23 protein-coding genes and 1 riboswitch are annotated in these 22020 nt (G+C 60.1%); of the genes, 14 read left to right on the forward strand and 9 right to left on the reverse strand.

Annotated features, from left to right (window positions below; genetic code table 11):
* Positions 1-20 precede the first annotated feature (20 nt).
* Positions 21-1226 carry a pyridoxal phosphate-dependent aminotransferase gene (locus AC13QY_RS07875; RefSeq protein WP_488493166.1) on the forward strand — a complete coding sequence of 402 codons (1206 nt, stop codon included), beginning with the start codon at positions 21-23 and terminating at the stop codon, positions 1224-1226.
* A 60-nt stretch (positions 1227-1286) separates the two neighbouring features.
* On the opposite strand, the gene nac is transcribed toward AC13QY_RS07875, so the two are convergent.
* Complete coding sequence (gene nac / locus AC13QY_RS07880; protein WP_113229123.1) at positions 1287-2192, reverse strand: nitrogen assimilation transcriptional regulator NAC; 906 nt, start codon at positions 2190-2192, stop codon at positions 1287-1289.
* 242 nt (positions 2193-2434) lie between these two features.
* On the opposite strand from nac, the gene AC13QY_RS07885 reads away from it, so the two are divergent.
* From AC13QY_RS07885 to AC13QY_RS07910, 6 genes are all read left to right on the forward strand, one after another.
* Positions 2435-3214, forward strand: a complete 780-nt coding sequence (locus AC13QY_RS07885; RefSeq protein ID WP_488493167.1) for an SDR family oxidoreductase — start codon at positions 2435-2437, stop codon at positions 3212-3214.
* Positions 3211-3918 carry an amino acid ABC transporter permease gene (locus AC13QY_RS07890; RefSeq protein WP_488493168.1) on the forward strand — a complete coding sequence of 236 codons (708 nt, stop codon included), beginning with the start codon at positions 3211-3213 and terminating at the stop codon, positions 3916-3918. Before AC13QY_RS07885 ends, AC13QY_RS07890 begins: the two co-directional genes overlap by 4 nt.
* A complete protein-coding gene (locus AC13QY_RS07895) occupies positions 3915-4673 on the forward strand; it encodes an amino acid ABC transporter permease (RefSeq protein WP_488493169.1) in 759 nt (252 codons plus the stop codon). The genes AC13QY_RS07890 and AC13QY_RS07895 overlap by 4 nt, the downstream gene beginning before the upstream one ends.
* The gene (locus AC13QY_RS07900; protein ID WP_183810180.1) at positions 4670-5440 is read left to right on the forward strand and encodes an amino acid ABC transporter ATP-binding protein; all 771 of its coding nucleotides are present in this window, start codon (positions 4670-4672) and stop codon (positions 5438-5440) included. Before AC13QY_RS07895 ends, AC13QY_RS07900 begins: the two co-directional genes overlap by 4 nt.
* A gap of 95 nt (positions 5441-5535) precedes the next feature.
* Positions 5536-6372: an ABC transporter substrate-binding protein gene (locus AC13QY_RS07905; protein WP_113331074.1), complete on the forward strand. Its 837-nt coding sequence runs from the start codon at positions 5536-5538 to the stop codon at positions 6370-6372.
* Positions 6373-6468: 96 nt separating this feature from the next.
* Entirely contained in the window at positions 6469-7143 is a 675-nt protein-coding gene (locus AC13QY_RS07910; protein ID WP_488493170.1) for a 4-carboxy-4-hydroxy-2-oxoadipate aldolase/oxaloacetate decarboxylase, read from the forward strand.
* Positions 7144-7223: 80 nt separating this feature from the next.
* Here the strand turns inward: AC13QY_RS07910 and AC13QY_RS07915 are convergent, their stop codons facing one another.
* The 4 genes from AC13QY_RS07915 to AC13QY_RS07930 all read right to left on the reverse strand — a co-directional run bounded on the left by AC13QY_RS07915 (position 7224) and on the right by AC13QY_RS07930 (position 11634).
* Complete coding sequence (locus tag AC13QY_RS07915) at positions 7224-8177, reverse strand: sugar-binding transcriptional regulator (RefSeq protein WP_075855981.1); 954 nt, start codon at positions 8175-8177, stop codon at positions 7224-7226.
* 21 nt (positions 8178-8198) lie between these two features.
* The gene (locus tag AC13QY_RS07920) at positions 8199-9665 is read right to left on the reverse strand and encodes an FGGY family carbohydrate kinase (RefSeq protein WP_488493171.1); all 1467 of its coding nucleotides are present in this window, start codon (positions 9663-9665) and stop codon (positions 8199-8201) included.
* Between the two features lie 176 nt (positions 9666-9841).
* Positions 9842-10798 (reverse strand): transketolase family protein, encoded by a 957-nt coding sequence (locus AC13QY_RS07925; RefSeq protein ID WP_488493172.1) that lies wholly within the window; start codon positions 10796-10798, stop codon positions 9842-9844.
* Positions 10798-11634, reverse strand: a complete 837-nt coding sequence (locus AC13QY_RS07930; RefSeq protein ID WP_488493391.1) for a transketolase — start codon at positions 11632-11634, stop codon at positions 10798-10800. Before AC13QY_RS07930 ends, AC13QY_RS07925 begins: the two co-directional genes overlap by 1 nt.
* Before the next feature lie 196 nt (positions 11635-11830).
* On the opposite strand from AC13QY_RS07930, the gene AC13QY_RS07935 reads away from it, so the two are divergent.
* The 7 genes from AC13QY_RS07935 to ribB all read left to right on the forward strand — a co-directional run bounded on the left by AC13QY_RS07935 (position 11831) and on the right by ribB (position 18760).
* Positions 11831-12811, forward strand: coding sequence for an ABC transporter permease (locus AC13QY_RS07935; RefSeq protein ID WP_069614389.1), 981 nt, complete (start codon positions 11831-11833; stop codon positions 12809-12811).
* A gap of 116 nt (positions 12812-12927) precedes the next feature.
* Positions 12928-13857 carry a substrate-binding domain-containing protein gene (locus AC13QY_RS07940; protein WP_488493173.1) on the forward strand — a complete coding sequence of 310 codons (930 nt, stop codon included), beginning with the start codon at positions 12928-12930 and terminating at the stop codon, positions 13855-13857.
* A 28-nt stretch (positions 13858-13885) separates the two neighbouring features.
* Positions 13886-15364, forward strand: coding sequence for a sugar ABC transporter ATP-binding protein (locus AC13QY_RS07945; RefSeq protein WP_488493174.1), 1479 nt, complete (start codon positions 13886-13888; stop codon positions 15362-15364).
* Positions 15365-15384: 20 nt separating this feature from the next.
* Complete coding sequence (locus tag AC13QY_RS07950) at positions 15385-16173, forward strand: SDR family oxidoreductase (protein ID WP_488493175.1); 789 nt, start codon at positions 15385-15387, stop codon at positions 16171-16173.
* A 4-nt stretch (positions 16174-16177) separates the two neighbouring features.
* A complete protein-coding gene (tpiA, locus tag AC13QY_RS07955; RefSeq protein WP_488493176.1) occupies positions 16178-16915 on the forward strand; it encodes a triose-phosphate isomerase in 738 nt (245 codons plus the stop codon).
* A gap of 76 nt (positions 16916-16991) precedes the next feature.
* Positions 16992-17774, forward strand: a complete 783-nt coding sequence (locus tag AC13QY_RS07960) for a glucose 1-dehydrogenase (RefSeq protein WP_145634496.1) — start codon at positions 16992-16994, stop codon at positions 17772-17774.
* A gap of 100 nt (positions 17775-17874) precedes the next feature.
* Positions 17875-18021: riboswitch (FMN riboswitch) on the forward strand.
* Positions 18022-18133: 112 nt separating this feature from the next.
* Positions 18134-18760 carry a 3,4-dihydroxy-2-butanone-4-phosphate synthase gene (gene ribB, locus AC13QY_RS07965; protein WP_113353554.1) on the forward strand — a complete coding sequence of 209 codons (627 nt, stop codon included), beginning with the start codon at positions 18134-18136 and terminating at the stop codon, positions 18758-18760.
* A 57-nt stretch (positions 18761-18817) separates the two neighbouring features.
* Here ribB and AC13QY_RS07970 read toward each other — a convergent pair whose 3' ends face one another.
* The 4 genes from AC13QY_RS07970 to AC13QY_RS07985 all read right to left on the reverse strand — a co-directional run bounded on the left by AC13QY_RS07970 (position 18818) and on the right by AC13QY_RS07985 (position 22013).
* On the reverse strand, positions 18818-19738 hold the full coding sequence (locus AC13QY_RS07970) for a homocysteine S-methyltransferase family protein (protein ID WP_488493177.1): 921 nt from the start codon (positions 19736-19738) through the stop codon (positions 18818-18820).
* Positions 19739-19800: 62 nt separating this feature from the next.
* Positions 19801-20490 (reverse strand): ABC transporter permease, encoded by a 690-nt coding sequence (locus AC13QY_RS07975; protein WP_113353190.1) that lies wholly within the window; start codon positions 20488-20490, stop codon positions 19801-19803.
* 11 nt (positions 20491-20501) lie between these two features.
* On the reverse strand, positions 20502-21227 hold the full coding sequence (locus tag AC13QY_RS07980) for an ABC transporter permease (RefSeq protein ID WP_488493178.1): 726 nt from the start codon (positions 21225-21227) through the stop codon (positions 20502-20504).
* Positions 21228-21239: 12 nt separating this feature from the next.
* Complete coding sequence (locus tag AC13QY_RS07985; protein ID WP_488493179.1) at positions 21240-22013, reverse strand: transporter substrate-binding domain-containing protein; 774 nt, start codon at positions 22011-22013, stop codon at positions 21240-21242.
* Between the last annotated feature and the right edge of the window lie 7 nt (positions 22014-22020).

The following is a 22020-nucleotide window of genomic DNA, read 5'->3' on the forward strand; positions in this document are numbered from 1 at the left end:
TCCACCGAAAGAACACGCCAATGCCCTCCACAGCTGATCGCCTGAAGAATGTTTCCATCTCCGCTTCCGCCGCCATGACCCAACGCGCCCGCGAGCTGGCCGCCAAAGGCATCAAGGTCGTCAGCCTTTCATCCGGGGAGCCGGATTTTCCGACACCGGCCCATGCAATCGATGCAGCGCATGCTGCCGCACTTGGAGGCGATACAAAATATCCGCCGATGGATGGTACGCCGGCGTTGAAGGCTGCGATCAGCCGAAAATTCAAGCGCGACAACAATCTCGATTACGATGCGAGCCAGATCGTCGTTTCGGGCGGCGGCAAGCAGGTGATCTTCAACGCGATGCTTGCCACCTGTAATCCAGGTGACGAGGTCGTCATTCCCACGCCGTCATGGGTCAGCTATGCCGATATCGTCAAGTTTGCCGGCGGCGTCCCGGTCGCCGTGCCTTGCTTCGAGCAGGCCGGGTTCAAGCTGCGTCCCGAAGACCTTGAGGCCGCGATCACGCCGTGCACAAAATGGCTGATTCTGAACTTCCCGAACAACCCGACGGGCGCTGCCTGCTCGCGCGCGGAAATGGCAGCGATCGCCGAGGTCATGCTGCGCCATCCGGATGTCTGGATACTCACCGACGATATCTACGAACATCTGGTTTATGATGGTTTCGAATTCTGCACGATCGCCGATGCGGAACCGAGGCTTTACGACCGGGTCCTGACCATGAACGGCGTCTCCAAGGCCTATGCCATGACCGGTTGGCGCTTGGGATATTGCGCGAGCGGTTCGAAGGAGCTGATTGCCGCCATCAGCAACGTCAACGGTCAAAACGGCGGCGGTATTGCAACCGTCACACAGGCGGCGGCGATCGCGGCGCTGGACGGTCCGCAGGATCTCCTGCAGGAGCGGGCGGCAATCTACAGGGAAAGACGCGACTTTGTCCTCGATCAACTGTCGAAGGTCGATGGGCTGCGCTGCCACAAGCCGGAAGGCGCCTTCTATATCTATCCCAACATGTCCGGCCTGATTGGCAAGACCACCAAGGGCGGACGCAAGATCGAGAGCGACGTCGATTTCGTCATGGCGCTGGTCGAAGAGCAACATGTCGCGACAGTGCAGGGTTCAGCCTATGGCATGAGCCCCTATTTCCGCATTTCCTACGCGACAAGCATGGAAAAGCTTGGCGAGGGCTGCGCCCGTATCGCCGAATTCTGCCACGATATGCGCTGAGAGACGATTCCGCACGACTGCGATCCGGCTTGCGGGTCGGGAAGGACACGTTCCGAAGCTCTAAAACTTCAATTGCTCTGTCAGCTCGACGAGGATGTCCTTGACGGCGAATGCCGGCTCCGACAACGAGTTCTGATCGGACGTGCAAAGCGACAGCGTTTCCTCGATCCGCGGCGAGATCAGCCGGCAGACGAGAGGCTCGCTCGATTCCGAGACGATACGGTCGGCGATCGCTTTTGGCATGATGGTCGCGCCAAGCCCGCTTCCGACGGCGCGCGCCAGGGTGCGCACGATCTCGACTTCGGCCACGACCTTGAGATTGATGCGGCTACGCGTAAAGGCGGCATCGACGGCCCGGCGCACGAAATTGTAAGCCGGCGGCAACAGCATCGGCATCCCATCGAGGGCACTGACCGGTACGGGTTTCTGGTCTGAATCGATCGCGAAATTGCGATGAGCGACAAGGTAGAATTCCTCCCTCAGGATCGGCTCGAACCGCACGCCCTTGATCGGCCCCGTACCGTGGATCAATGCCATTTCCAGCCGGCCGGTCATGATCATCTGGCTATAGGTCTGGCCGACGCTCTCCGTCAGATGAAGTAGAATCCCGGGGTGCCTCTTCCGTGTCTCCGCCAGAAGATCGACCGAAAGCGTGGCGGCGCTGCTGAAAGGCACGAGACCGACCGAGACGCGTCCAGCAAGCGAATTACCGGCGGCGGCGGCATCGGCTTGCGCCTGTTCCATCTGGCGCAGAATGATTTGCGCGTGCCGATAAACCGCGTGTCCGGCATCGGTCATGCTGACGCCCTGCTGGCTTCGGATCAGGAGCTTCTGGCCGAAATGTTCCTCAAGCGCCGCCAATTGCTGGCTGAGAGCGGGCTGCGCGAGATGCAGGATATCGGCGGCCCGCGTGATGCTGCCGCTATCGACGATAGCGATGAAGGATTTGAAGCGTCTGATATCCATGGCATTCGTGCTGTTCTGTCCTTGCCGGGCATGTTTGCAGACACGGATCTGTTTTGCAACGCGGGCCGATGTCGGCAACCGTTGCGAGTCGCTGCGAAAGTGGCGCGATGACCCGCGGCTTTGGCCGGCTGGCTGGCGGCCGGCACATCTCCATAAAACTTGCTTATTACTCCAAAAGTAATCGGTCTTAGGCAAGGAGTTGAAGCTCCGCTAATGTCCACACCAACAAAAAGGGGATCAGAATGCCATTCTCCGATTACAAGACCGCGCTGGTCACCGGCGCTTCCTCCGGTATTGGCGCCGCCGTGGTCGAGCGGCTTTGCCGCGAGGGCATCGAAGTGCATGCGATCGCTCGCAGCGCCGGTGCCCTGAAGGAGCTGGCCGAGCGCACGGGATGCATCGCACATGTCATCGATGTCACGGATCGTGCCGCAATCGCCGCTCTTGCGAGCAGTGTCGAGTTCGACATTCTGGTCAATAATGCCGGTGTTGACCGACCGAAGAAATTCCTTCAGGCGGATGAAGAGGACATCGATCTGCTCATCGACGTCAATCTTCGCGCCGTTCTGTACATCTGCCGTCTGGTCGTGCCGGGCATGGTTGCTCGCGACCGCGGGCATGTCGTCAATATCTCCTCGATCGCCGGACACTACAATTTCGGCGGCAACTCCACTTACCATGCCGTGAAGGCCGGTGTTGCGATGCTGTCGAACCAGCTGCGTATCGATGCATTCGGCAAGCGGGTCCGGGTCACCGAGATCTGCCCCGGCCGCGTCGCGACCGATATCTTCAACCACGTCCATGGCGATGACCCGAGCGTGCGCGAGCGCTTCATCGACGGGTTCGAGCTGCCGCAGGCGGCCGATATCGCCGATGCGATCGCCTTTGCGATTTCAGCGCCGGTCGCGGTCAATATCGGCCACATGGAAATCACCCCGACATTGCAGGTGATGGGCGGCCTGCAGACGGCAAAGCCCGAGACGTCCGCCGCCACCTATGATGCGAAAGGTGCGAAGCGGTGAGCGGGTTCGATCTGTCGGCCATTCTGAGGAATCCGGATTATGTCGCGATGCTCTTGCGAGGCATTGAGATGACTTTCGTCATCTATATCGGCTCCTGGCTCCTTGCGATGACGCTGGCCATCCTGCTTTTTGCCCTTCGCGTCTCGCCGCTTCGCATCGGCGATCCGATCGTGAAGGCTTACGTCTCCTATCACCGCAACGTGCCGACGCTTGTGCAGCTGATGTTCTGGTATTTCGGGATCTATACGCTGATGCCGCAAGGCATCACCGACTGGCTTGCCGATCATGATGCCGAGGCGATCTTTGCCATCATAGGTCTGGGATTGTGCCAGGCCGCCTATTTCAGCGAGGATTTGCGCTCCGGCATGCGGTCGGTCAGCCCAGGGCAGATGGAAGCGGCGAAAGCGCTCGGGCATGGCTACATCTCGGCCATGCGTTTCGTCATCCTGCCCCAGGGCGTGCGCAATGCTCTGCCGCCGCTCATCAATCACAGCGTTTCCTTGTTCAAGAACAGCAGTCTCGCGATCGTCGTCGGTGCGTCAGAGCTTACCCATGCCATCAAGGAGATCGACAATGTCAGTTTCCGAACCTTTGAGATCTATCTGATCGGCACGGTCATCTATCTGTTCTTCTCGCTCATCATCATGGCCTTCGGCACATATATCTCGCTGCGCAGCGATCCGGCGCGGAGGGCGCGTGCGTGATCCAGGATATCATCAAGATCATCCACGATTATTGGCTTCTGCTGCTGATCGGTCAGTATCCCAATGGCCCGCTGGGTGGCCTTGCCAATACGCTGATCCTTTCAGCACTGGCCATCGCGCTCGCATTTCCTGTCAGCATTCTGCTAGCCATGGCTCGCCTCTCCAAATGGGCAGTCCTCAGATGGCCCGCAACTGGCCTCGTCTACATCACGCGCGGCGTTCCGCTGCTGATGCTGATCCTGTGGTGCTATTTCATCGTTCCGCTTTGGACGGGCGCCGACGTGCCGAGCTTCCTGATCATGCTGGTAACGCTCGTGATCTATGAGGGCGCCTTCCTGAGCGAGGTCGTGCGGGCCGGCATCGTCTCGCTCGGCCAGGGGCAAATGGATGCCGCCAGGGCGCTCGGCCATGGTTACATCGGCGCGATGCGTTTCGTGATCCTGCCGCAGGCGCTCTACAACATGATCCCGAGCATGATCTCGACCTTAGTCTCGACGATCAAGGACACGACGCTCGGCTACATCATCAACGTGCCGGATCTGACTTTCGCGGCAAGCCAGGTGAACAACCAGCTTCTGTCGCAACCCTTCCAGGTCTTCTTCATCCTCGCCGCGGTCTATTATGTGCTCTGCTGGAGCCTGACCCACGTCGCGAACAGCGTTGAACGGCGAATTGCCCGCCGGCGGGCCGGTCCGCGGAAGATACGCCTGCGCAGCGACGTCGTTCCCTTAAAAACATTCACGGAGCAGTTATGAGCATCCCAGTTTCCGCACCGCAGGATGGCGCTCGGGAAATCCGTCTTCACGCGGTCTGCAAGAGCTATGGTCATTATCAGGTGTTGAACAACATCGATGCCGATGTCAGTCGCGGCGAAGTCGTCGTTATTTGCGGACCGTCTGGCTCCGGCAAGTCGACCTTGATCCGCACGATCAACCGGCTGGAGGAGATCAATAGCGGTTCGATAGATTTCGAGGGAAAGAATATTCATGCCGCGATGGGCGCTGCCGAGCTCAATCGGCTGCGCAGCCGGATCGGCTTCGTCTTTCAGAATTTCAACCTGTTTCCCCATTTATCTGTTGTCGACAATGTTTCCATGTCACCGATCCGGGTCAAGGGCGTGCCGGCGAAAGTGGCGCGCGACAAGGCGCTCGCACTGCTTGAGCGCGTCGGTCTTGCCGACAAGGCGACTACCTATCCCGGCCAGCTTTCTGGTGGTCAGCAGCAGCGCGTCGCCATTGCCCGCGCGCTCGCGATGGAGCCGCCGGTCATGCTCTTCGACGAGCCGACGAGCGCGCTTGATCCCGAGATGGTCGGCGAGGTGCTTAGTGTCATGAAAAGCTTGGCGGCCGAAGGAATGACCATGCTCTGCGTCACCCATGAAATGGGCTTTGCTCGCGATGTGGCCGACCGGATCTGGTTCATCGATGCCGGTGAGATCTTGGAAACCGCGCCACCCGAGGAGTTTTTCAAGAGCCCTCGTCATCCCAGAGCTCAGCGCTTTCTTTCCGATCTGCGCCATTAGAGCAATTCCAGGAAAAGTGTGTAGCGGTTTTCCGTCCGGAATTGCGAGAAAACAAAGAGATAAAGCACCACAAATCAATAACAAGGAGAACAGCTATGGACTGGAAATATCTTGCCCTGACATTGGCGCTTTCCGGCGTCGCCATTGCCCTGCCGGCCAAGGCGGATCAACTCGACACCATCATGTCGGCAAAGACGCTGCGCTGCGCGACCTATGCCGACGTGCCGCCGTTTTCCTCGCCCGATCCAAAGACCAGAGAAATGGTCGGCTTCGATGTCGATCTGTGCCGGGCGATCGCAAATGAACTCGGCGTGAAAGCCGAGATCAAGCCGATCTCGGTCGAGGCGCGTGTTCCCGAAGTGAAACTTGGCCGCGTCGATATCACGGTTGCCAATCTTGCCTATACGCTCAGCCGCGCGGAACAGATCCAGTTCAGCGACCCCTATTATATCGCCAAGGAAATGCTCATCGTTCCCGCGGATGATGCCGGCAAGACGAAAGCCGATTTCGAGGGCAAGCGGCTTGCCTCGACCAAGGGCTCGACTTCGGAACTGGCAATCAAACTCAACAAATCCGATCCGCTGACCTTCCAGGACACCGGGTCTGCCTATCTCGCCGTTCAGCAGGGCAAGGCGCGCGGTCTGGTCGCCAACACCATGACGACGACGCTGCTTGTCAACGAATCCAAGACGAAGGGCAAGCAGATGCGCATGATCGACGAACCGATGCTGCTGGAGCCGGTTGGCATCGGTATGCAAAAGGATCAGCCCGCGCTGACCGCAAAGATCAACGAAATCCTGCACACGCTCGACGGCAAAGGCGAGATCAACAAGATCTGGGAGAAATGGCTCGGACAGAACACCGAATACAAAATGACCCGTACCGAAAAGGTCGTCCCGATCACCGAATTGAAGTTCGACCCCATCCCCTGACGAAGGGCGGCCTAGCCGGTCAGTCCATCCATCAAAATCGTTATCGATAACAGGCGGCGGGCGCGCCCGCCACCGGCTTAACCATGGGAGGTTTCCTTGACCCACATCAAAGATATTGCCAAGCGTCCAAGCAAGGCCGACATCGAGGCGCTTGCCAAATTCTCGCCCGCGACGATCCATGAGGCCCAGGGCCGTCGCGGCGCGCTGTCCTCGCGGCTGAAGCCCGTGGATTATCGCATGAAGCTCTGCGGCCCGGCATTCACGGTCAAGTGTGCGCCGCGTGACAACATCATGCTCCAGCTCGCGATCAACTACGCCAAACCGGGCGATATCATCGTTGTCTCCGCGGGTGAGTATGAGGAAGCAGGCTCCTTCGGCGATGTTCTGGCCAATGCCTGCCTAGCCAAGGGCATTGGTGGCCTGGTGACCGATACCGGCGTGCGCGACACGCTGCAACTGAGAGAACTTGGATTTCCGGTGTTCTCGCTGAGCGTCTGCATCAAGGGCACAGTCAAGGAGACGATCGCTGCGGTCAACGATCCGGTCATCGTTGGCGGAGAGATCATCAATCCCGGCGACATCGTCATCGGCGACGCCGACGGACTGGTCATCGTTCGCCAGGAAGAGGCGCTGGATGTCGCGCGGCTCTCACAGGCCCGCGACGAGGCCGAAGCTGGATACATCGAGGCCTACAAACAGGGCAAGTCGGTCATCGAAGTCAGCAAGCTTGAACCTGTACTGAAGGCCAAAGGCCTCATCGTAGGTATCTGAGCTACGGGCGTTTGAAGTCTCTACGGCCAACCACATAGGCGGCGATCCCATTGACGACAGATTGCTGCCGCCGTGACCGCCTATGATTCTATGAGGCGCTCGGCGCTGAACTTGTCCGTTATCAGCGTATCGATAACTCCGATCCTCAGGGCGCCGGCGATCGCCGCTGTCTTCTTCGCTCCGCCGGCAAGCGCGATGACCCGATCGACCCGTTCGAGATCTTCTAGCGGGAAGCCGATCACGCGCTCATCGAGCGGCGTTTTGACAGGCTTGCCGTCCTTGTTGAAGAACCGCAGCGATATATCGCCGACCGCACCGGCCTCGGCAAGATCGGCGAGCTCCCGCGACGAGAAGATATTGCCGGATCTCGCCAGCAGTTCCGACGGCTCCACGGCGCCGATGCCGACGATGGCAAGCGTGATGCTGCCGAAAAGATCCATGGTCTCCCGCACGAACGGATCCGCCTGCATCAGGAGTTTGGCCTCGCGCGAGGTCGTGACGCCCTGTACTGGAAGAAGCTTCGGTTCGGCGCCGGTCAGTCGAGCGAGGCGGGTGGTCAGCTGGGTGGCATGAGTCTGGACCGACGGGTCGCCCATGCCGCCCAGCGTCTGAACGACGTACTTGGCCTGGGCGCTCTTTTGCGGATGAATGTTCTCCACCATCCTGAAGATCGTCTGGCTCCAGCTCGAAACGCCGATGATTTCGCCGGGTGCAAGCGTCACCTCCAAAAGATGCGCGGCGGCTTCGCCGATCCGGGCCATGATGGCGCCGTCGCGGTCCTCCGTGCATTCGACGACGATTGCCTCGGGGAGACCGTACTTCTCGCGCAGCGCTCCTTCGAGTTCGCTGTAGGTGCCGACGGGCGGAATGACGCTCGTGCGAACGATGTCTTCCGCCTCGGCCCGTTTCAGCATTCGCGACACCGTCGCCTGCGACAGGCGAAGGTGCTGCGCGATATCCGCCTGCCGCTTGCCCTCTATATGGTACATCTGGGCAACTCTTGAGATGAGGCGGAGTTCGTTAAGGCGAGCCATCGTTGATCCCGGGGTGAATTTTTATTCACCTTTAACCGGAGTTGCGCGCAACGTCGAGCGGGCCAGCGCATCATTCCACCTGTTCAGGAGGCCTGTACTGTCGATGTTCTCCGGCTCGATGATCTTATTGTTTCTCGGAAGCGCCGCGATGGCGACGAGATCCGGCCACAGGCCTATCGAGAGACCTGCGAGATAGGCTGCCCCAAGAGCGGAGGCTTCCGGTGCCTCGCACTGGATGACGGCGTGCCCCACCAGGTTTGATACGCACTGCATGAGAAAGCGGTTCTGGCTCGGGCCACCGTCGACATAAAGCGTGCCGAGATCGCCACCGCTCTGTGCTCGCATGGCCGTAATCACGTCATGAACCTGGAAAGCGATCGAGTCAGTAACCGAGCGCGCCATCTGCGCGCGGGTTGTGCTGAAGTTGATCTGTGAGAAAAGGGCACGGGCGTCGGAATTCCAGTAAGGGGCGCCCAAACCGACGAAGGCGGGCACGAAGCCCGGGCCATCAGGCTCAGCGGTCGCCGCTAGGTCGATAAGGGAGCCAACATCCGGAAGGCCCAGGATGCCGGCCATCCAGGGCAGGCTCGCGGCGCACACGAGGATATTGCCTTCGAATGCGAAGGTCGGTTGTCCGGCGATGCGCCAGGCGACCGTCGTGGTGATGCCGTTGCGCGGCGCGATGAAGCGCGGAAGAGTGGTCATGACAGAAGACCCTGTTCCGAAGGTCGCCTTGCCGTCGCCCGGCTTGAAGGCCCCGTGTCCGAACAGGGCCGCATGGCTGTCCCCGATGGCCGATCTGATCGGCGTGCCATCCGGAACGCCGGCAAGGCCGTGCGTTGTTCCGATGTCCGCGGAACTGTCGAGTACCTCCGGAAGGAGCCGGATATCGACTCCGAAAATCGCACCCAATTCCCTGCTCCAGGTTTGGGCCTCAAGGTCGAACAACTGGCTTCGCGCGGCGTTCGAGGCGTCGCAGACATGCTTGCGACCGCCGGTAAGGCAGTGAACGAGCCAGCTGTCGATCGTTCCGATGCGGACCTTTTTCCCATGCGCGACCCGATCGAGAAGCCATCGGAATTTCGGACCAGGAAACATCGGATCAAGGGGGAGGCCGGTCAGCGCCTCGACGCGCTTGAGATGCCCGTCCGCGATAAGACGCTCGCAATCCGACGCGGTGCGCCGGCATTGCCAGCTCAAGACCGGTCCGAGCGCTTTGCCAGTTTCGGCATCCCAAATGGTGACGGATTCCCGCTGATTGGAGATCGCTATCGCTTCGATTGTCGCGACGGGCGCGCTTCGCAGGCATAGTGCGATCGCTTCACAGACGGATGCGTAAATCCGATCGGGATCCTGCTCGACCCAGCCGGGCCGCGGATAGGAGATGCCTACCGGAGCCGAGCCTCTGGCAATGATGTCTCCGCTCTCGGAGACCAGTACCGCCTTGGAATTGGTGGTTCCCTGGTCGATTGCCAGAATGGCCCGCATCATATCCTCCACCGGAGCATGGTACCGAAAAGTGTGAGCGGTTCTCGGACGACATCATGCTCTATTTCTTTGATTTCAAAGCGGATTCAGACTTTAGCTCTATTCCAGCTAAAATCATCCGCCTCCAATGACTGGAACCGACGGCAATCCGCGCCGGTTCCAACGCGTCTGTTTGTCTACTTGCGCTTGATAAGCGCTTGCGCGGCGTCGGCAATAGCTGGTGGGGCCATGCCGAATTCATCGAGCAGGAATTCGGCAGAACCGGTCGGCGCGTAGATGCCGGGAACGCCGAGGCGCGTCATCGGCACGGGGGCGTTGTCGACGACAACCTCGGCCACGGCCGATCCCAACCCGCCAAAGATCGAATGTTCTTCCGCCGTCACGATCGCGCCGGTTTCCTTGGCGGCGGCAATGATGGCATCCTCGTCGATCGGACGAACCGTGGCGAGATTGATCACCCTGGCCTCTATGCCGCGTTGCGCGAGGATATCGGCGGCCTTCACCATGCGATGGGTCAACGTTCCGTTCGCAATGAGCGTGACATCGGAACCTTCACGCAAGAGATTGGCCTTTCCAAGCTCGAACTTATAATCCTCCGGCAGCAGGTCGGGCACGCTGACCCGCGACAGGCGCAGGAAGCATGGACCATTGTAATTTGCCGCCCATTCCACCGCCGCCGCCGTCTCGATGCGGTCGCAAGGCGCGATCACGGGGAGGTTGGGCAGAACTCGGGTCCAGGCGAAATCCTCTATCGAGTGATGGGTCGGGCCGAGCTCCCCATAGGCCATGCCGGAGGAAATGCCGACGAGCTTGACGTTAGCGTTCGAGTAGGAGATGTCGGCCTTGATCTGCTCAAGCGATCGTCCTGTGAGGAACGGTGACGCGCCGCAGACATAGGGGAGGCGTCCGCCATTGGCGAGGCCCGCGCCCACGCCGACCATGTTCTGCTCGGCGATGCCGACATTGACCAGCCGATCGGGGAATTTGGACTTGAAGCCGCCGAGCTTCGAAGATCCGACCGAATCGTTGCAGACTGCGACGATCGTTTCGTTCTCGGCGGCAAGGCGTTCGAGCGTCGATGCGAAAGCGTCTCGGCAGTCATGGAGCTTGGGTGCATTCACAGGCGCGTTCATTAAAGTGCCTCCGACAATTCTGCCAATGCGACTTCGTACTGTTCCTTGTTCGGAACCTTGTGGTGCCAGTCGACGCGGTCCTGCATGAAAGAGATTCCGTGCCCCTTGTTGGTGTGGGCCACGATGCAGTGGGGGCGCTCGCTTCGGCGCTCGAGCGCCGGGACGACCTCGTGCATGTTGTTGCCGTCGATTTCGCTGACGTCCCAGCCAAAGGCTTCGAGCTTCGGGCGAAGAGGTGCTATGTCGTTCGTATCCGAAAGCGCGGCACCCTGCTGGAAACGGTTGTGGTCGACGATCAGGGTGAGGTTATCAAGCCGGAACTGCGCCGCGGCCATGATCGCCTCCCAGTTGGAGCCTTCCTGCATCTCGCCATCGCCGGTGATCACGTAGGTATGGTAGCCGGCCCCGGATAATTTCGCCGCCTTGGCCATGCCAACCGCGACCGGCAGGCCGTGTCCGAGAGGACCAGTATTGGTTTCGACGCCCGGCACCTTGTTGCAATTGGGGTGTCCATTGAGCCGTGAATGCGGCTTCAGGAACGTCGAAATCTCGTCTTCCGGGATGAAGCCGCGTTTCGCCAGAGTGACGTAGAGCGCGCACGCCGTATGTCCCTTCGACAGCACAAACCTGTCCCGATCGGGATGTTTCGGCTGATCCGGCCAGACGCGCAGCACGCGGAAATACAACGCGGTCAGAAGGTCGATCACGGACATCTCGCCGCCAATATGTCCGGCCCCTGCCTCGTAGACTGCCTGGAGGTCTCGCAGACGTATCTGGCGAGCAACACGTTCAAGTTCGGAAAGCTCCATTATTTCCTCGTGTGAATAAATATTCATTAGTTTATATTTTTGCACAGGAGGGCCGTTAGTCAAGCCCCCATATATCCGTTGTTAGTAAAACAGGCAGATAAGACCCGGTTGACAGCGCCAAAGTGAGTTGGTAATGAATTTTCCAGCATATGTGAATAAATATTCTGGCTTGAAGTTCTAGCCGCCAGACATGGCCGCTAGCCTCAGGTCCCAGGGAGGAATGATGGTGGCGATCGACGTTAATGAACAGAGCCGTCCGTCCGTGGCATGGCTGAGAAAGCTCACCGGTGCTACCGGACCGCTTGTCGGATTGCTCGCTCTTTGCGTTTTCTTGAGCCTCAGCACCGATGCGTTTCTTTCGCTCCGCAACGGCCTCAACATTCTCGATCAGATCACCGTGCTCGGAATCATGGCCGTCGGCATGACTTTCGTCATCCTGATCGGCGGCATCGACCTTTCCGTCGGTTCGGTTCTTGCGCTGTCCATGATGGTCATGGGCTGGACGGCAAATATCGCCGGCCTGCCGCTTGCCGCCGGCATCGTGGTCGCACTTGCCGCCTCCGCGGTGAGCGGACTGATCGTCGGGCTTCTCGTCACTCTTTTCAGGGTTCCGGCCTTTATCGCAACTTTGGCTATGATGTCGGCCGCGCGCGGTGTCGCGAACATGATCACGGATGGCCAGCAGATCGTCGGATTTCCCGACTGGTTCATGATGCTCGCGATCGATCGCCATTTCGGCGTGCTGACGGCAACGGTCTTCCTGATGCTGGCGGTCGTCGCCGTGGCCTGGGTGTTCCTTCACTTCCGCTCCGAGGGGCGCATGCTCTATGCCGTGGGCGGCAATCCGGAAGTGGCTCGTCTCGCCGGCATCAATGTTCAGCTAGTGACGATTGCGGTCTATGTCGCAAGCGCGGTACTTGCCGGTCTTGCCGGTATCGTATTGGCGGCTCGTCTCGATTCGGTTCAGCCATCCAGCGGCTTTGGATACGAACTCGACACGATTGCGGCCGTCGTCATTGGTGGCACTTCGCTCTCCGGTGGGTCCGGCGGTATCGGCGGCACGCTGATCGGCGTCCTGATCATCGGTGTCCTGCGCAACGGTCTCAATCTGCTCAACGTCTCGCCATTCCTGCAGCAGGTCATCATTGGCATCGTCATCGTGCTCGCGGTCGGTGCGGAAACGATCCGCAGGCGGCGGGCCTGACATTCTGGCCCGCGTCCGGCGGATCCCAGCGATTTCCCCTCCGAACGGTTTGGAGCGGATCATTTGCCCGAGGGGGAGGATATGCCCAAGGGTTCACTAAAAAAGGAGGAAATGAAATGAAACTTGCGCGCATTCTTCTGACCTCGGCCGCCGTGCTGGCGATGTCGTTGGGCTCTGTTCAGGCAAAAGACACCAAGAAGATCGGCCTGGCGGTCGCGAACCTGCAGGCAAACTTCTTCAACCAGATCAAGCAGTCCGTCGAGGATGAAGCCAAGAAGCGTGGCATTCAGGTCGTCACCGTGGATGCCAAGGGCGACGGTCCGACGCAGATCAACCAGATTCAGGATCTGCTCACCCAGAATATCGATGCCTTGATCTATATTCCGGCCGGTGCCGCTGCCGCGAGTGTTCCGGTAAAGCTCGCCAAGAATGCGGGTATTCCTGTCGTCAACGTCGACCGCAATGCCGACGGCGCGCCTGGCGACACTTTCCTTGCGACGGATTCCATCGCGTCGGCCAAGGCCGTTTGCGACTACATCCTCAAGCAGGCCGGCGGCAAGGGCAAGATGGTGATCATCCACGGCCAGAAGGGCACGACGCCTGAAGTCGACCGCAGCAAGGGTTGCGCCGAATCGCTGAAGGCAAACCCCGGCGTGAAGGTGGTTGCCGAGCAATATTCCAACATGTGGGCCCAGGACGAGGGCTTCCAGATCATGCAGAACATGCTGCAGGCAAATCCCGACGTATCGATCGTGTTTGCTCAGGCCGACGCGCTTGCCCTCGGCGCCGCGCAGGCGATCAAGGTTGCAAACCCGTCCCAGAAGATCGTTGTCGGCGGCTTCGACGGCGATACGGCGGCTCTGGAAGCGCTCAGCAAGGGTGTCTTCGATGTGACCGCGACGCAGCAGACGCAGAAGATGGGCCGCGACGCGGTCGCCAATGCCGTCAAGCTCGTCGCCGGCGAGAAGGTGCCCGCGGTGCAGCTCATGGACGCCACGCTGACGACCAAGGAAAACGTGGCCGGCTTCATCGCCAACCACCCGTAATCGTCCTGAAATCTTGAGGAGGTGTGCCGTGACTGAGCCCGTTCTTTCCCTGAGGGGCATATCCAAGCGCTACGGACCGCTTCAGGTGCTGAAGAATGTCAGCCTTGATGTCTATCCGGGTGAAGTGGTCGCGCTTCTCGGTGAAAACGGCGCCGGCAAATCGACCTTGTCGGGCATCATCGCCGGATCACGCACGCCTTCCGAGGGAACGATGACATGGCTGGGGCAGCCCTATGCGCCCGCCACGCCGCGCGAGGCGATCGACAAGGGCGTCGTCCTGATCCATCAGGAATTGCAGCTCCTGCCGCATCTTTCGATCGCCGAAAATGTCTTCATCGGGCGATGGCCGATGAAGAACGGGGCTGTCGATCGCCCTCAGATGGTCCGGCGCGCCCAGGAACAGCTCGCACGCCTGAACCTACATATTCCAGCGACACGCAAGGTCGCGGGCCTGTCGACTGCCAATCAGCAGCTCATCGAGATCGCCAAGGCGCTGGCGCTCAATGCCAAGCTGCTGATTCTCGATGAGCCGACCGCAGCGCTTGGTGGCGCGGAGACGGAAGCGCTGTTCGAGCAGGTGAGAAAGCTTCGGTCTGAAGGTGTCGGCATCATCTACATCTCCCACCGCATGGAGGAGATCAAGCAGATCACCGATCGCATCGTCGTCCTGCGCGATGGCGAGCGGGTTCAGGAGTTCGCCGACAGCGCCACACCCGTTCGTACCATCGTTGAAAGCATGGTCGGCCGTTCGCTGGACCGGATGTTCCCGGCTCTTCCCGAACCGACGGATCGCCCTGTTTTGCAGGTCAGCGGATTGAGTTCGCCTGACGGGTCCTTCCAGGACGTGACGTTCGAAGTTCGCGCCGGGGAGATCCTCGGCATTGCCGGGCTGGTCGGTGCCGGCCGCACCGAACTCGTCCGTGCCGTTTCTGGCGCTGATCCGATCATCGCCGGCTCGATCAAGCTGGAGGGTGAGGAGCTCAAGCTTCGCAATCCGGCCGATGCGATCGCCAAGGGCATCGTGATGGTGCCCGAGGATCGCAAGGAGCAGGGTCTCGTCGTTGGCCATCGCATCAGTGAAAACATCATCTATGCCAATCTCGATAAGCTCGGTGGGCGCTGGATCACATCACGTGTCAAACGTGCTTTCGCCGAAAAGGCTGTGGCGAAATTCGGCGTTAAAGGCCGGGCCGAGCAATATGCCTCGGACCTGTCGGGCGGCAACCAGCAAAAGGTAGTCATCGCAAAGTGGCTGATGCGTGACCCCAAGGTCGTCGTCCTCGATGAGCCGACCCGTGGCATCGATGTCGGCGCGCGAGCCAGCATTTACGACATCATCGTCAACCTCGCAAAGCAGGGGGTGGCCGTCATCGTCGTCAGCTCCGATCTCGAGGAGGTTCTTGGTGTCTCCAACCGGATTCTCGTGCTTGCACAGGGCAAGCAGGCAGGCATTCTCAATCGTGACGAGGCCAATGACGTCTCTGTCATGGAACTTGCGACAATCTAGACAAACAGAAAGGAAGAGCGGTGTCCGACATCACTCTGAACGCCCCGAAGCTTTTCGATCTTGAGGGACAGGTCGCGCTTGTGACCGGCGCTGGAAGCGGGATTGGGCAGCGTATCGCCATCGGTCTTGGGCAGTGCGGCGCCAACGTCGCGCTTCTGGACCGTCGATCCGACGATGGTCTCGCGAACACGGCTTCGCATATCGAAGCGGCCGGTCGCCGTTCCATCCAGATCGCGGCTGATGTCACCAGCAAATCTTCTCTTGCGGATGCGGTTGCCCGCACACAGGCGGAGCTTGGTGCCTTGACGCTTGCAGTCAATGCCGCCGGTATCGCCAATGCCAATCCCGCGGAAGAGATGGAAGAAGAACAGTACCAGACGCTGATGGACATCAACCTGAAGGGCGTTTTTCTGTCCTGCCAGGCGGAAGCACGCGCGATGCTGAAGAACGGACGCGGATCGATCGTCAATATCGCCTCCATGTCCGGCGTCATCGTCAATCGCGGCCTGAGCCAGGCTCATTACAACGCCTCCAAAGCCGGTGTGGTCCACATGTCGAAGTCGCTCGCGATGGAGTGGGTCGGTCGCGGCATCCGCGTCAACACCATCTCGCCGGGATATACGGCGACGCCGATGAACACGCGTCCGGAAATGGTTCATCAGACCAAACTTTTCGAAGAGCAGACGCCGATGCAGCGCATGGCAACGGTCGATGAGATGGTCGGCCCAGCCGTCTTCCTGCTGTCGAATGCCGCAAGCTTCGTGACGGGCGTCGATCTGCTCGTCGATGGCGGGTTTTGCTGCTGGTGATGCGATGAGGAAACTGATTGCCGGCAACTGGAAAATGAACGGTCTCGCGTCCTCCCTGGCCGAGATCGAGGCGCTGAAGGGAATAACGGACGACGCGGCGTGTGACATCGTCGTCTGCCCGCCCTTAACGCTGGTCGAGAAAGCGGTCGAACGGGTGCGACGATCAGGGATTGCCATTGGGGCACAGGATTGTCACGCGCGGACCTCAGGCGCCTATACCGGAGATGTTTCCGCCGAGATGCTCGCCGAAATCGGCGCTCGTTTCGTCATTCTGGGACATTCCGAGCGGCGCTCGGCCTATAGGGAGACGGACGGCGCAGTTGCGGCCAAGGCTGTCGCGGTCCATGAGACCAGGCTGACGAGCATCATTTGCGTCGGGGAGACACGTGCGGAACGGGACGAGGGCAGGGCGATCGAAGTGGTTCGTGCCCAGCTAGAAGCATCAATTCCCAACACCGCAACCAGTTCGAACACGGTGATCGCCTATGAACCAGTGTGGGCGATCGGAACAGGGCTAGTTCCGACCCTGGAGCAGATCGAGGAGATGCATTCGTCCATCCGTCAGGCGCTTGAAAAGCGGCTGGGAGAAGAGGGGAAGGATGTCAGGATCCTCTATGGCGGCTCGGTCAAAGCATCGAACGCAAGGGCAATCTTCGGCGTTCGCAACGTCGATGGTGCCCTGGTCGGGGGCGCATCCCTGAAGGCATCGGAGTTTGCCGGGATTATCTCGGCCGCCGTTTGAAGTCGCCAGCAACAGGCGGGCGCTCGGCCCCTTGAGCCGGCGCCTGGCGTGGCTGTCACCGCGAAAGGAATAGGAAATGCAGCGTTTCGAAAACAAGACCGTGGTCATCACCGGCGCGAGCCGCGGCATCGGGGCCGCGATCGCCAGACGGTTCGCGCGTGAGGGCGCCAATCTCGTAGTCTCGGCCAATGAGGATTCCGTCCATGCGGTCGCCGATGCGATCAAGGCTGACGGCGGGAAGGCGATTTCCTTCATCGGTGACGTGACCGACAAGGCCAGTGTGAAGGGGCTCTACGAGGCGGCTGAGGTGGCCTTCGGTGCCGTCGATGTTTCCATCCAGAATGCCGGTGTCATCACCATCGCCCGCGTCGAGGACATGACCGAGGGCGAATGGGACAAGGTCATGGCGGTCAATACCAAAGGTGTCTTCCTCTGCGCCCAGGAGGCGATTGCCCGCATGCGCAAACATGGCCGCGGCGGCCGCATCATCAATACCGCTTCCGGCCAGGCGCGGGACGGCTTCATCTACACGCCGCATTATGCGGCATCGAAGATGGGCGTCGTCGGCATTACCCAGAGCCTTGCCAAGGAAGTCGCGACCGAAGGCATCACAGTGAACGCTTTTTGCCCAGGCATCATCGAAACCGACATGTGGGCCTATAACGACCAGGCTTGGGGGAAGCTTTTGGGCAATTACGGCCCCGGCGAACTCATGAAGGAATGGGTCCAGGGCATTCCGATGAAACGGGCCGGATCGGGCGAAGATGTCGCCGGTCTCGTCACTTTCCTGGCCAGCGACGATGCGGCCTATATCACGGGCCAGACGATCAATGTCGATGGCGGTTTGATCATGTCGTAGTTCGACAACGAGGAACGGTGCGTTCATTGAGCGGATCGGATTCTCGACGTTTTGGCGATCAAAGCCTCTTGCGGAACGAGGCATTGATCCCTTATCTTTCAATTGTTCTCAGGGCGGGGTGTAATTCCCCACCGGCGGTATGGGGAGTTTCCTCGAGCCCGCGAGCGCCTTCCGAGCTTTCGGAAGGGTCAGCAGATCCGGTGAGATGCCGGAGCCGACGGTATAGTCCGGATGGAAGAGAGCAACGCAGCAGACGCCGCGTCGTGGCGGCGTTCACATGCTTGTTCGCCCAAGGGAAAATGGTGGCTTTGACCGGCCATGCACGCCGTTTCGAACGGCAACCCTTGAAAGGCAGGAAAATGGCAATTTCGAAAATTGAAGATGCGATCGCTGCGATTGCGCGGGGCGAGATCATCGTGGTTGTCGATGATCGTGACCGCGAAAACGAAGGCGATCTGGTGATCGCCGCGGAAGCGGTCACACCGCAGGCGATCGCGTTCATGATGAACCATGCCCGTGGTCTCATCTGCGTTCCGATGGAGGGCGAGAGGCTCGACGAGCTCGATATTCCGTTGATGGTGCCGCGCAACACGGAAGTCCTCAAGACCGCCTTCACCGTTTCCGTCGACTACATTCCGGAAACCACGACCGGAATATCCGCCGCCGACAGGGCGGCAACCGTTCAAGCCCTCGTCAGGGACGGATCGCGTCCTGAGGAATTTGCCCGGCCCGGTCATATCTTTCCGCTTCGCGCGCATCCAAACGGCGTCCTGTCGCGTCCTGGGCACACGGAAGCAGCCGTGGATCTGGCCCGGCTTGCCGGCCTTTCGCCGGCCGGCGTCATCTGCGAAGTGGCGAACGACGACGGCACGATGGCGCGCCTTCCAGAGCTTGAGGTCTTTGCCGAGCGGCATGGCCTCCATCTCGTGACGATCGAGGATCTGATTGCCTACAGGGCCGCAAGCGCTCCCTTCAAGGCTGCCTGATCGTTCCGATACAGCCTATTTTGATCCTGCCCGGATCGATGCTTGCGCAAGGCTCTCCTATGCTCCTTGAGGATGAAGGAGAGCCTTCTTCAGCCGATGAATATGCCCGGCGCCGATCCCGCAGCAACCACCGACCATCGTCGCGCCGGCATCGACCCATGAACAGGCGAAGCGCGAATAGGCGTCGTCATTCAGATCCTGACGGGTCGCGTGAAGGCCCTCGTTGGCGGCCGACTCGCCTTGTTCTCCCTCGAAAGCATTGGCATAGACGCCGATCCGCAGATTATTGCCGCCCTGCTTGAAAACCTCCGCTGCCGCATCGACGGCCTTTCGCATGACTTCCGGTTTGCTGCAGTTGAACAGGAGCGCTTCGGCACCGGATGATGCTGCCCACCGAGCCGCGTCCTCGACAAGTTCGCCGGAGCGGAGCTTAGGCGAGGCGCCATGCCTTTGCGCGGCGTCATCCGCAAGCGTGAAGGAGATCCAGAACGGTTTGCCGCTTTCAGCGACCGCTGTCCGAACCGCCCCTCCCTCCGCGATCAAGCTGAGGGTTTCCCCGAGCCAGACATCGACGTAAGGATCGAGGTTTTCGACCAGAACCTTGAGGTAGTCCTGAACGCGTGAGGGATCGAAATTCTGGGGTTCGTACGATCCGAAGATCGGAGGCAGGGAGCCTGCGACCAGGATTTTTCGATCCTTGCTCGCATCGGCGGCGTCGCGCGCCAGCCGTCCGGAAAGAGCGATGAGATCAGGCCCTTCCTTCCAGAACCGTTCCTCGCCAATGTGGAAGGGTACGAGCGCGTAGCTGTTGGTCGTAACGACATCCGAACCGGCAGCGATGAATTCGTCATGCACCTGCCGGACAATCTCCGGTGAATCGACCAGCGCGAGCGCCGACCATTCCGGCTGCTTCAGTTCCGCGCCGAGACGCAGCAGTTCGCGGCTCATGCCGCCGTCGAGGATCAAGGGTTTGCTCATGAATGGGATCTCCAGAATGGCTCGGATCTGCGGAGAGGTTTGATCTCTCCTTCATGCCGGGGTTAGCGCCGCACCGGCACCTGCGCTTCCAGGAACCGGAAGCTTCGCGCGATGATGGCTGTGATGACGAGATAGAAGACGGTGACGACGATCAGAGGCTCGTAGACCAGCAGGGTGTCCTGACGAACCTTGGTGGCAACGGCATAGAGGTCCATCACGGTGACGGTGAAGGCGAGTGGCGTTGCCTTCAACTGCATGACGATTTCGCCCCCGATCGTCGGCAATGCGATGCGAATGGCTCGCGGTAGCCAGATGCGCCGCGTCAGCGTCAGGGGGCGCATGCCGAATGCGCGGCCGGCTTCCAGCTCGCCTTTCGGGACGGCAAGCAATGCGCCGCGCAAAACCTCCGCCTCATAGGCCGCGTAATTCAGCGTGAAGCTGACGGCCGCGAAGAAGAAACCTTCACGTAGGATCGGCCAGAACAGGCTTTGGCGGATTCCCGGGATCATCGGCAGAAGAGAGCCGACGCCGTAGTAGAGCAGCCAGAGCTGTATCAGCAGCGGCGTGCCCCGAAAGAAGGTGCAGTAGCCACGCGCAAGGCTTCGCAGGATGGGGCCGCCGCTGACCTGGGAAAAGGCGAGGCCGATCGCGATGACGAAGCCGAAGACGACGGAAATCACAAGCAGCGACAGCGTTTGCACGGCTCCCGTCAACAGAAGCGGCCAATAGGCGGATATCCATGAGAAGGTCATGCCGGCACCCCTCAGGCAAGCTTCGGCTGGCCGCGGCGTACACGCCGCTCCAGCAGGTTGAAGAGGGCGTTCGAGACGAGCGTGAGAGCGAGATAAATGAGGGCGGAAGCCAGGAAAAAGATGAAATAGTGCTTGGTGCTAGCGCCAGCGAGCCGCGTGGCGAGAGCCAGTTCCTGGTAGCCGACGACGGCGACGAGAGCGCTGTCCTTGGTGACCGACATCCATAGATTGGCAAGACCGGGAAGGGCATTCGGCAGCAGGGCGGGTAAGATGATGCGACGGAAACGCAGGCGTGCGCCCATGCCGAATGCCTTTGCCGCCTCGATCTGGCCGACAGGGATCGCCAGGATCGCGCCGCGCAGGACTTCCGTCATATAGGCGCCCTGCACGAAGCCAAGCACGGCGACCGCGACAGCGAAGCCATTCAATTCGAATGCCGGCAGATTGAGCGCAATGAGGAGCCGATTGAGGCCGTCCATCCCTGCGTAATAGAGCCCGACGATCAGGATCAGCTCGGGGATCGCGCGGACGGCGGTCGTATAGAGTTCGAGCAGCAGCCGGAGCGGCCTGATGCCGGAGAGCTTGCCGAGCGCGCCGCCCGTACCGAGCAGAAGGCCGATCAGAAAAGCGCCGGCGGAGATGGCGACCGTGGAGGCGGCCCCGGTCAAGAGTACTCCACCCCAGCCCGGAGGATAGGGGGAGAGCAGGTCCAGAATGCCCTGAGGAGAGGTCGCCATCGTTGCGATCGTTTACTTGGCGCCGTAGATATCGAAGCTGAAATACTTCTTGGTGATCTCGTCGTATTTGCCGCTGGCGCGCACCGCGGCGATCGCTGCGTTGAGCTTAGCCTTGAGCTCGGTGTCTTCCTTGCGCAAACCGCCGGAAACGCCGGCTCCGAGGACTTCCTTGTCGTCGGCGACATCGCCCATCTTGGCGCAGCAATCCTTGCCGCTGTCGCTCTTGAGGAAGGCATCAAGCGCAAGGGAATCGCCGAAGACGTAGTCGATGCGGCCTGCAGCGAGGTCCTGAAACGCCTCGTCGAGCATTTGGTAGGTCTTTTCGTCTGCAACCTTGGCGAAGTACTTCTTGTAATATTCCGACTGGATCGTCGACACCTGGATGCCGATGGTCTTGCCCTTGACATCGTCTGCCGTCGCTCCGGTCTTCTGGTCCTTCGGGCCGATCAGCGTGCTGGGCGTGTTATAATATTTGTCGGTGAAATCGATGATCTTCGAACGCTCCGCCGTGTTCGACATCGACGACCAGATCACATCGAACTTCTTGCTCTGAAGCGCCGGAATGAGGCCGTCCCAGGAAAGCTCGACGATCGAGCATTTCTCTTTCATCTGCTCACAAACGGCGTCCATCATATCGATTTCCCAGCCCTGCCATTTGCCGGAGGCATCCTTGGCGAAGAAGGGCGGGTAGGATTCGTTCATGATGCCGAAGCGAACCTCGGCCTGCGCCGTCATCGAAGAGAGAGCGAGGGCAAGCCCGGCGAACAGAGTGGAAGCCATTCTCATATAAGGG

The sequence above is a fragment of the Martinezella sp. CNPSo 3795 genome (assembly GCF_057784475.1).